The sequence below is a fragment of the Prosthecobacter sp. genome, assembly GCF_044227185.1.
Lineage (GTDB): Bacteria > Verrucomicrobiota > Verrucomicrobiia > Verrucomicrobiales > Verrucomicrobiaceae > Prosthecobacter.
The window spans coordinates 659960-669174 of the sequence record NZ_JBGAFO010000002.1 but is presented as its reverse complement, the minus strand read 5'-3'; the positions used below and the strand labels follow the sequence as shown (position 1 = coordinate 669174).

At 61.5% G+C, this 9215-nt stretch carries 13 protein-coding genes; 3 read left to right on the top strand and 10 right to left on the bottom strand.

The genetic code is table 11. The annotated features are described in order from the left end of the window. Positions 1-4: 4 nt before the first annotated feature. On the bottom strand, positions 5-715 hold the full coding sequence (locus ACILSQ_RS07275) for a PEP-CTERM sorting domain-containing protein (RefSeq protein WP_395742929.1): 711 nt from the start codon (positions 713-715) through the stop codon (positions 5-7). A 285-nt stretch (positions 716-1000) separates the two neighbouring features. Between ACILSQ_RS07275 and ACILSQ_RS07270 the strand changes: the two genes are divergently transcribed. Further along, a complete protein-coding gene (locus ACILSQ_RS07270; RefSeq protein ID WP_395742928.1) occupies positions 1001-1666 on the top strand; it encodes a hypothetical protein in 666 nt (221 codons plus the stop codon). A gap of 6 nt (positions 1667-1672) precedes the next feature. On the opposite strand, the gene ACILSQ_RS07265 is transcribed toward ACILSQ_RS07270, so the two are convergent. The 6 genes from ACILSQ_RS07265 to ACILSQ_RS07240 form a co-directional block, all read right to left on the bottom strand. Then, on the bottom strand, positions 1673-2755 hold the full coding sequence (locus ACILSQ_RS07265) for an SAM-dependent methyltransferase (RefSeq protein ID WP_395742927.1): 1083 nt from the start codon (positions 2753-2755) through the stop codon (positions 1673-1675). A gap of 71 nt (positions 2756-2826) precedes the next feature. Beyond that, on the bottom strand, positions 2827-3525 hold the full coding sequence (locus ACILSQ_RS07260; protein ID WP_395742926.1) for a response regulator: 699 nt from the start codon (positions 3523-3525) through the stop codon (positions 2827-2829). Beyond that, positions 3522-4775: a PAS domain-containing protein gene (locus ACILSQ_RS07255; RefSeq protein WP_395742925.1), complete on the bottom strand. Its 1254-nt coding sequence runs from the start codon at positions 4773-4775 to the stop codon at positions 3522-3524. The genes ACILSQ_RS07260 and ACILSQ_RS07255 overlap by 4 nt, the downstream gene beginning before the upstream one ends. A 10-nt stretch (positions 4776-4785) precedes the next feature. Continuing rightward, positions 4786-5439 (bottom strand): hypothetical protein, encoded by a 654-nt coding sequence (locus ACILSQ_RS07250; RefSeq protein ID WP_395742924.1) that lies wholly within the window; start codon positions 5437-5439, stop codon positions 4786-4788. A 24-nt stretch (positions 5440-5463) separates the two neighbouring features. Continuing rightward, positions 5464-5685: a hypothetical protein gene (locus ACILSQ_RS07245; protein ID WP_395742923.1), complete on the bottom strand. Its 222-nt coding sequence runs from the start codon at positions 5683-5685 to the stop codon at positions 5464-5466. Further along, complete coding sequence (locus tag ACILSQ_RS07240) at positions 5682-6065, bottom strand: DUF2934 domain-containing protein (RefSeq protein ID WP_395742922.1); 384 nt, start codon at positions 6063-6065, stop codon at positions 5682-5684. Before ACILSQ_RS07240 ends, ACILSQ_RS07245 begins: the two co-directional genes overlap by 4 nt. A gap of 162 nt (positions 6066-6227) precedes the next feature. On the opposite strand from ACILSQ_RS07240, the gene ACILSQ_RS07235 reads away from it, so the two are divergent. Continuing rightward, positions 6228-7301, top strand: a complete 1074-nt coding sequence (locus ACILSQ_RS07235) for a nucleoid-associated protein (protein ID WP_395742921.1) — start codon at positions 6228-6230, stop codon at positions 7299-7301. A 17-nt stretch (positions 7302-7318) separates the two neighbouring features. Here the strand turns inward: ACILSQ_RS07235 and ACILSQ_RS07230 are convergent, their stop codons facing one another. Continuing rightward, positions 7319-7651: a type II toxin-antitoxin system RelE/ParE family toxin gene (locus tag ACILSQ_RS07230; protein ID WP_395742920.1), complete on the bottom strand. Its 333-nt coding sequence runs from the start codon at positions 7649-7651 to the stop codon at positions 7319-7321. Further along, the gene (locus tag ACILSQ_RS07225) at positions 7648-7878 is read right to left on the bottom strand and encodes a type II toxin-antitoxin system ParD family antitoxin (protein ID WP_395742919.1); all 231 of its coding nucleotides are present in this window, start codon (positions 7876-7878) and stop codon (positions 7648-7650) included. The genes ACILSQ_RS07230 and ACILSQ_RS07225 overlap by 4 nt, the downstream gene beginning before the upstream one ends. Positions 7879-7977: 99 nt before the next feature. Here ACILSQ_RS07225 and ACILSQ_RS07220 point away from each other — a divergent pair, with 99 nt between their 5' ends. Then, a complete protein-coding gene (locus tag ACILSQ_RS07220; protein WP_395742918.1) occupies positions 7978-8265 on the top strand; it encodes a translation initiation factor in 288 nt (95 codons plus the stop codon). A gap of 4 nt (positions 8266-8269) precedes the next feature. Here the strand turns inward: ACILSQ_RS07220 and ACILSQ_RS07215 are convergent, their stop codons facing one another. After that, positions 8270-9211 carry a glycosyl hydrolase family 18 protein gene (locus tag ACILSQ_RS07215; RefSeq protein WP_395742917.1) on the bottom strand — a complete coding sequence of 314 codons (942 nt, stop codon included), beginning with the start codon at positions 9209-9211 and terminating at the stop codon, positions 8270-8272. Positions 9212-9215 lie beyond the last annotated feature (4 nt).

The following is a 9215-nucleotide window of genomic DNA, read 5'->3' as shown; positions in this document are numbered from 1 at the left end:
GGCTTCAGAGCAGGGGCATGCGTGAGAGACGGCGTGCGCGGCGGGTCAGATGGGCGGCTGCTGCGGCCAGCAGGAGAAGGGCTGAGCCGGGCTCTGGAACCACGGCGGTCTGCAGGCTGAAAACACTTGGAGTCGTGGAATAACCTCCAGGGCCCTGAACGCCATTGGCACCGCCGATGACGGCAGAGTTGGCATCGGTGAGCTGCCAGTTGAAGGAGCTGCTGGTGTCCGCAGGATCAGGAATGATCCAGTCGTCCGCCGAGTCGCCCACGGGAGAACCGTCGGTCACGAGGGCCCATTCGCTGCCGGGAACGATGGAGAGGGAGTTGTAAACCCACAGGTAAACCACATCGCCCTGGGTGAAGACATCGGCGGGATTGGCGTCCGGGGAGTCGGAGGTGCCGTCCGTGTTGAAGCCGACGGTGCCGACGAAGAACTGCTCCGTGGAGTTCCAGCCGTTGGAGTCGGGATCGAAGGCGCGGTCGATGACATGCCAGTTGGCCTGCCATTGATCGATATTCTGGTAGGTGGGGACGAAGGTGCCAAAGGACCCGATTTCAAAGGAGTAGGTGGAGTCCAGCGCATTGCCGGAGCTGTCGTAGAGGTTGTCATTGAAATTGCTGCCCCAGAAGACCGTGCTGGCCTGGGCGCCGTGGGTCCACGCCAGCGCCAGGGCGAGGCAAAAGAGCCGGGGGAGTAAGGAGGGCGTTTTCATTCGGGGCGTTTTGGGCTGAGGAGAAAAAAATGGGATATTCGTTGTGATATATCACATATATTATAATTATAATAACAACAAAGCCAGCAAACAAGTCTGAATTCCGATTTATTTGGAAATCCTGACTGTTCGGATTTGATGACCCGTTCTTCAGACCTGGAGGGGGGCTTTAATGGGGTGTTCCGAGTGGCAGAAAAGAGAGAGACGGGCTCTGGACGGCACCTCCCGCCGGAGGGAGTTTGCAGAATCTCGTGGCAGGGGCCGATGCGGCGGCTACTGGAGACAATGAAATTGGAGCAAGGACAGATCTGGAAGAAGGGGGAGGACTACCTCCGCATCGTGGAATGGGCGCGGCTGTCCATCGAGTACAAGCGGATGAAAGACCCGCTGACCAAGCAGGGGACGCTGCACAAGGTGACGAAGAAGGAATTTTGCCGTCTGCTGAAAGGGGCGGTGCTGCTGAAGCCGGAAGATCTGCCGCAGGCGGAGGCGCCGGTGAATGAGGAAGAGGAGGAGGAATTCTCTCCCGAGCTCGAAAACGCGATCAGCCAGAGCATTGCTGCTGACCTGCAGTTCATGCGGAATGCCAGCAACGAAGGTGAAGCGGAGGCGGTGTTGGAGGCTTACGAGCGGGTCAAAGCCGCTGTCTGCATCGACGATCTTCCTTTGCTGCTGGAGGCGATGAAGTCGCCTGAAAATAATTTCTGGTCACGGGAGCTCATCGCACTGCTCGTGGCGGAAATCGGCGGCCTGGACTGCCTGGAAGATTTGCTGGAGGCTCTTGCCGCCGGCTTTGCCGACGGACATGACAACGATGGATTGCAGAGCGATCTCACCGAACTGGCCGAGCGGGAGCCGGAAAAATGCCGGCGCAAACTGCTCGAACTGAAGGCCAGGCCAAATTTTAAAAACCAGGAGGCTGTCGAGTGGCTGCTGACCTTCATCCCCTGAGGGACTTCAAACGGTTTCAAAGAACAGCGTCAGCTCGTGACGGTTATAGGTCAGGTGTGTCTGCGCAAACAGGTGCAGCCCGGCAGCTTTGGACATCGATACAATGAGGCGGAAGAGCTCGTTGGGTTCGTCCAGCGAATCGATGCGCGGCACTTTGAGCGTGAAGACGACGAGGCCGCCGGGTTTGAGAAAACGTGAGAGGCGGATGACCTGCTCGATGGACTCTTCGGGCGGGCCGTTCATGTCGCACAGAAGCGCGTCATAGGTGGTGCCAGCGCGGGGCTGGAAGGCGGCGACGTCTTCGAGGAAGAACTTCAGGCCGGACCGGCCATCGAGGCGTTTGTCCAGGGGAGCGCGGTCGATGGCGGTGACGCGCTGATGGCGGGCGAGAAGCTCGGAGGTCATGCCGCCGGGGCAGGCGCCGAGCTCAATCCAGTGGCTGCCCTCCTGCAACGGCGGGCGGTAGAGCAGGAGGTAATGCAAGGCCTCGGCGATCTTCGCGCCGGCGCGGCTGATGGTGTCGGGGGAGTCCTGATCGATGTACTTGCTGCCACCGGCGTAGAGGCCGTTGGAGGCGCGCGGACTTTGCATGCCGCAGAAGAGGCCCTCTTTGCCGACGAGGCAGAAGAGGGTTTCCGCCGCGGGGTCCTGCTCCTCCACGGTAGCTGCGGGGAGTTTGGGAAAGAGCTGCAGCACGCGGCCGCGGAGATTTGACGCGAGGCTTTTGTAATACTTGTCAGGCGAGGTGGGCTGAAGGGTGCCGATGAAAATGCCCTGGGGACTGCGCGGGCCGAATTTTTTCAGCAGCGTCTGCGCCGCCTTTTCGATGAAGCCGTCCATTTTTTGGGGATTGCAGGGCCAGGTGTGGTCCATGGGAAGATTCCAGCGCAGGAATTTGGCGGCATGGGAGTGGCGGATGGCTTCGGGCGTGGCGGTCTTGATAAGGTAATAATCCTGCCCCAGCCGCGTGCTGGAAACCGCGCCGAGCTGCTGCAGGGCGGCAGGGGCGATCCCTTCCAAAATTTCAGGGATGCGCACCAGCCAGGGGCGGGGGGCTGTGGGGGATGCGGCTGTGGCGCTGTCAGTCATGGGGTGCCTGCACTCGCGCTGCATGGCGGCGTCTGCAAGCGGAGGAGTGGGGCTGAGCGGAAGGAAGAGGCTCAGCCGTCCAGGGTACGACTGGTCACCCACTCGACCGCAGCGCGGACGAGGGCGGGCGCCGTGGCGAGGCCGAGCTTGGTCTTGATGTGGGAGCGGTGGGCTTCGACGGTTTTGACGCTGAGATGGAGATCGTGGGCGATCCTGGTGGTGCCGAGGCCTCTGCCCAGGTGCTCGAAGATTTCCAGCTCGCGGTCACTGAGGGATTCGACGGAATTTTTGCCGGTTTGGCCGCGCCCTGAAACGAAGGTGTTCAACATGAGGAGGTTTGCCGCGGAGCTGAGATAGAGCTCTCCGCTGAGGACTTTCCGGATGGCGGCGACGACCTGGTCCGGCGGGGCCTGCTTCATGAGGTAGCCGCGTGCGCCGGCACGCAGGGCGCGCTCTGCGTAGAGGGACTCATCGTGCATGGAGAGAACGAGCACGGGAAGCGCGGGCTTGAGCGCCTTGAGGGATTTCACGAGCTCGATGCCATTGACGTCTTTCAAGGAGATGTCCGCAATGACGAGGGAGAAGGAGTAGCGCTCCACCATGGTCATGGCCTGGGCGGCGTCTTCCGCCTCCGCGGCGATGCGGATGTCCTCCTCATGCTCGAGCAGCATGGCGATGCCCCGGCGAAAGATGGGATGGTCATCGACGATGAGAATGCGACCGTGGCCGTCCTCTTGGCTGCGCGGTGGCTTGGAGGGTGCGGTTTTCATCGTGGCTGCGGAGAGTGAAGTGGAGGAGAGGCGGCCATGCGGAGCCGGCAGGTGATGCGGGTGCCGTGATTTTTGCGACGGCCGATGGAAAAATCCGCGCCGATGACATCGGCGCGGTACTTCATGAGCCGCAGACCCATGCCCTGGCTGGCGTGAATGACCTCGGGCAGTCCGCAGCCATCATCCGCGACGCTGAGGGTGAGGAGATCCTGCCGCAGCTTCAGACTCAGGGTGATGGCGCGCGCGCGGGAGTGTTTCAAGGCATTGGTGACGGCCTCCTGGGCGATGCGATAGAGGTGCAGAGCCACGGCATTGTCTGTGATGGGGACCATCTGCGTGCAGCGCAGACGGCAGGCGATGGTGCCGCTGCTGCGGGCCGCGAGCTCGTGCAGGGCGGAGACCAGACCCTCGGCATCCATGACCACGGGGTGGAGGCCCTTGGCGATATTGCGCGACTGCTCCAGAGACTGGTGGAGCAGGGCGGCGAGATGAGCGGCCTCAGCGGCGGGACCGGGGAGATGCTGCGCCTGGAGGGTTTTGGTGAGAGAGCGCGCCATGAAGGCGAGGCCGGAAAGCGACTGGCAGAGGCCGTCATGGAGATCCTGGCCGAGGCGGCGCTGCTCCTGCTCGGAGACGTGAAGCAGGGTGTTTTCGAGGCGGGTGCGCTCCGCCATCTGCGCGGTGAGTTTTTCATTGGCGGCGAGCAGGGCGGCGGTGCGCTCTGCCACGCGCTGCTCCAGCTCCTTCTGGGCGTGGCGGTGCTCGGTGATGTCCGTGGCGACGCCGAGCACCTTTTCGCAAGTGCCATCCGCCTCAAACAAAGGGACTTTGCCGGTGCTGAACCAGCGCACCTGGCCGTCTGCCTGGGTGATTTCCTCCTCGGGAATGAGGATGGTTTTCCCGGTGGCCATCACGTCGTGGTCGATCTGCTGAAAGTGAGCGATCTGCTCCGGTGTGCGGTGAAAATCGGCGTCTGTTTTGCCGGTGAGCTTTTCGACGGTGGTGCCGCAACTGCGGGCGAGAGCGGCATTGCCGAGGAGGAAGCGGCCGTGACGGTCCTTCACAAAAATCAGGCTGGGGGTGGCATCGATGACCTGGCGGAGGAAGGCGCGCTCGCGTTTCAGCTCTTCGGCGATGCGGTGATGAGTGCGTGCTGGTGCGCCGGAGGTGGAGGGGCGCTGCTTTCCCATGCTTCCGGATTTTGCCGGAGAGCCCGCCGCCTTGGCCTGCCTGTGGGAAGAACGAGGCATGAGGCACAACCTATGGACTCAGGATGCCGGCTTCAATCGGAATCGGCGGGCGGAGGGTGGGAGGCGAAAGGCTGGCGGAGCAAGGCATCTGCCGCTCCAGCAGGCTCTGCAGGCGCTCTGTCTGCCGGCCTTCGTCCATCAGCATGGTCCAGTGTCTTTCGCTGCCATGCCAGCGGCAGGAGATCTGGAATTTGGCGCAGTGGCCGGGGCAGGCGCGCAGCGTCAGCTGGTGCTCGATGGACCAGTGGAGGATCTGCTCCGCCCGGAGGATGCCGAGACCGGAAATGTGCAGCCTCCCATGTTTGTAGCAAATGTAACGCGGGGCGGCGAGGCAGGTGAACAAAGCGAGGCGCAGCATGGCCATGATGAACCAGCCGGAGATGGCGCCGCAGAACCAGCGCCCCGGGGAGACGGCCCCGCCGTGCTGTGCCTTCCACCCGAGCACGAGCAAAACGATGGCGGTGAGCAGAGCCGCCACGAGATGGAACTTTCCATGGAGGCAGCGTGTGACGTGCGCGTAACGTGCGAGGTGGAAACGGAGGGGCTCCTCGATGCGCAGGGGGGAGTCGTCCGCATGCCTGACGGTGGGCGGAGTGAGGCCGTGGTGCAGGGCGTCAGTGAGCAGCACACCGGCGGAAAGACGGGTTCCACGGACGGGTTTCATGCCAGCCTCCTGTCATTCGCAGAGCTATTCGTTGAGGCCGCAAAGGTGCCAGTGCTGGCCGGTGCGGCGGGCCAGGCGTACGCTGCCTGTGAGACGCATGACTCTCTGCGCGATGTCCGAGCTCGAAACCGCATTGACATGCGGCTGAAGCACCGACACGGAGCTGGTGGACTCCATGCCGGCGGGTTTGATCCGGCGGACGGGCTCCGCCATCACGGTGGTGTGAGTTGTTAAGGATTCGTTCATGACCAGCCTTTCGTTGCAAGTGAGTGTTCGCTGTCCACGGCATATCGGGAGGCCGCTTCCATTTCCTGTACCCAAAATTCTTCGAGCCGCTCTGAATCGGCGGGAGCAAAAACCGTGCCTTTTGCATAGGCTGCATTGAGCTCCTTCTCCGCAGTGAGCCAGTGCTCGGGGCGGAGGTGCGTGCAGCCTTCCTTTTTCCAGTGCTCGAACGCAAGCAGGGCGATCTCCGTATCGGAGGGATGCGGACCGGGCCTGGGGGCGGGGGCGGTCGAAGGAGGAAGGTACGCAGGGGCATTCATGGCTTTGGGAGGGAAGTCAGAGATGAAATGCAAACTGGCTTTTTGTTCCCGCCATTCTGACTGTTTCTTTTTTTCATGCAATCGGTACGGCCCTGCTCGTGACATCGGGGAATCCCCGAAGGGGGGTCGGTGAAGGGCCGGGCGGGCCGCGACGGCTGCCGTGGGGGCGCAATTCCATGCCTGGAAGGCCCTTTAATCCTTTGCCAAACGCATTCCCTTTCTACTCTCCGCGCCCCACTTCGCATGTCCGTCAAACTCCGCCTCAACACCGCCACCGCCACCCAAGTCGTTCTCGCCAAGATCGGCAATCCTCTGCGTGAGGAGCCGCTGCAAACCTCGCGCGAGGTGTTTCAGATTGCCGAGGGAGACCAGGAAACGCTTACTGCCTTGTTTTTGAAGCCTTTCAAGGCGTGCATCGCCCACCGCTTCACGCACCATGCCTCGCTCAAACAGCATGAGGTGAACAACTGTGCGAAGGCGATCTTTGCCGATGAGGGGCAGCTGCTGGCCAAGGGCATCGAGATCGCGCAGCGGCTGTACGCGAAATCCAACCACCCGAACATCAAGGCGGGGGATCTCTGCATCAGTCTGCTCAAGGAGATTCACATCGAGGGAGAGCTGGTGAACGGGCTGTGCATCCTGAAGAGCGACAGCGTGGTGCCGTTTCTGACCATCACTCCGCGCAACGGGGACCTGCAGCTCAGCACGGAGCATGGCATCAATCCGGACAAGATCGACAAGGGCTGCCTGATCCTCAACTACTGGGCGGAGAAAGGGTATTACGTGCTGACTTTTGACCGCAGCGGCGGGGACACGCGCTTCTGGGTGCGTGAATTTCTCGGGGTGGAGGCAGTGCCGGACTCCGCCTTTCTCACCAACGCCTATGCGAAGATGGCGGTGTCCTTTCTGGAAGAGCAGCAGCCCGCTGATGATGACACGCCGCCGTGGGAGACGGCCACCGCCGCCAAGGACGCGCTCGATTACTTTGAGGACCGCGAAAAGTTTGACCTGGAGGAGTTCGGGCAGACGGTGCTGAAGTCGCCGGAGGTGATCGCGAAATTTGACGAGCACCGGGCGCGCATGGAGGAGGAGCAGGGGCAGCCGCTGGAGACGAACTTTGAGATTTCGAAGAAGGACCTGACGAAGGCGAAGAAGCGCATCGCCGCCGTGCTCAAGCTGGACACCGGGGTGGAGATTCACATCAAGCCGGGCAACACCGAAAGCGATCCGCAGCTCGAGCGGGGTTTTGACGACGGCAAGGGGATGAAGTATGTGAAGGTGTACTACAACAAGGACCTGTCTGCGGCGGAGAAGTGACGAAAGGAGGCCCGTGATCAGCCTTCAGGTTCTTCCAGAAGGCGACGGGGCAGATCACGTGCGCCATGCATGATGCGCTCGATGCTGAGGTGATCCTCAGCTTGATAGAAGATGAGGTGCTTGTGAAAGGGGCGGGCCGCTTGAAAGCTGCGGATGCCGGCAAGTTCTGACGACTGAAAATGTCGGCGGAGTCCAAGCTCTGGATGCGCGGCAAGACGCTGAATCGTCTGGTCAACGGCCATCAAATATCGCTCTGCCACCTCCTCATCTTCGGCATTTTCCAAGTACCAACGATGTTGCAGGGCCATGTCCTGTTCTGCCCGCTGAGCAATGACAATCTGCAAACTCATGCGCGCGCGGCCTGGCGAATCCTGTCCAAGGTCGAGGCATCGTAAGCGCGATGCGGCGAATGAACGCCTTCGAGCAGGGCGGCCTCCAGGGCCGGGGATTCATCGAACTCCTGATGCTCCAGAACTCGCAGAGCTTCGCGTACCACTTCGCCTTCATCGGCATAACGGCCGGTGTGAACGAGCCTCTCGACAAGCTGGCTGAGGGCGGGGGGCAGAGCGATGGTCATGGTTCAAAGTATCCGAGGGGTCGGATTTGTCCACAGGCTGTCTTAAGTGCGCGGTGGCGCGGTCTGGCATCAGGGATTACATGCATTGCAATCCACGACATGAATCCGAAATCCGACCCCAACTCACCGCAACGCCTTTGGAAAATGGGGCGTGTGGTGCTTCAGCGTGAAACGGCGCACCGCGGGGGCAAGGTGGTGATTGTCATCAAGGACTTTGCCACGCATCTGCCGGTCTCGGTGATTGAGACGATCGCCAAGCGGGTGCGGTCTGCCTGCGGCTGTGGCGGGACGGTGCGGGACAAACGCATCGAGATCCAGGGGGATCAGGCGGACAAGGTGCGTGCGGTGCTGGAGGCGGAAGGGTTTGAGGTGCGTGGTCTGAAGTGACTTTTTATTTTTGCAGCGCCGCATGCAGCGCTGAGAGCAGTGAGTTCTCGCCCTGAGCATCGGAGTCGAGGGACCAGATCATGATGCCGCCGAGGGCTTGATCGAGAACCAGCTTGGCCTTGGCCTGGATGGTGGGGAGGCTGTTGTGCCAGATGGTGTCGCCGATTTGATCTGCGCGCGTGGCGTCGGGATACTGCTTCACCAGATCAGCATAGCGGTATTCGTTGTCGCGGAAGGCTTTGCCAAAGCCCCAGCCGTAGAAGGGGACACCGAGGATGAGTTTGTTCTTTGGCAGGCCGCGCTGAAGCCAGTAGTCCACATTGGCCTGGGCGAATTCCAGGGAGGAGTGGTGGCCGGGTTTCCTGGGCTGCCAGGGGCCGGTGGCGTCGTAGGCCATGGCGTTGATGAAATCGAAATGCGCCAGTGCGGCATCGGGCACGTCTTTGGCGCCGTAGCCTTTGGAGAGCGCGGCGGTGAGAAGCTTGCCTTTGGGCTTCAACGTGGCGGAGAGCTCTGCGATGAAAGCGCCGTAGTCGCTGTTGATGGCGGGGCCTTCGAGATCGATGTCGAGGCCGTCGAGGTTGTGGGCGCTGACGTATTCGGCGAGCCGGGCGACAAAGCCCGCGCGTTTTGTAGAACTGATGAGGTCAAACCAGAGGGCGCGTTTGTTTTTGTCCTCAGAGGCGGAACCGCCGCCGACAGAGACGAGGATCTTGACACCGTGTGCATGCGCCTGGGTGATGAGGAGGTCGTCCTCTGCATGAAAGGAGAGAGCTCCTTTTGCATCCGTGGGATTTTCAAAGGCGATGTTGATGTGGGTGAGCCTGGCGTAGTCGATCTGCGGTGCGAAGGTTTTGAGGTCGATCCAGTTGGGGACGTAGGCGACGATCCTGGTCTGGGCATGCAAGGTGGCAGCCGTCAGCAGCAGGAAAAGAAGGGGTTTCATGCGG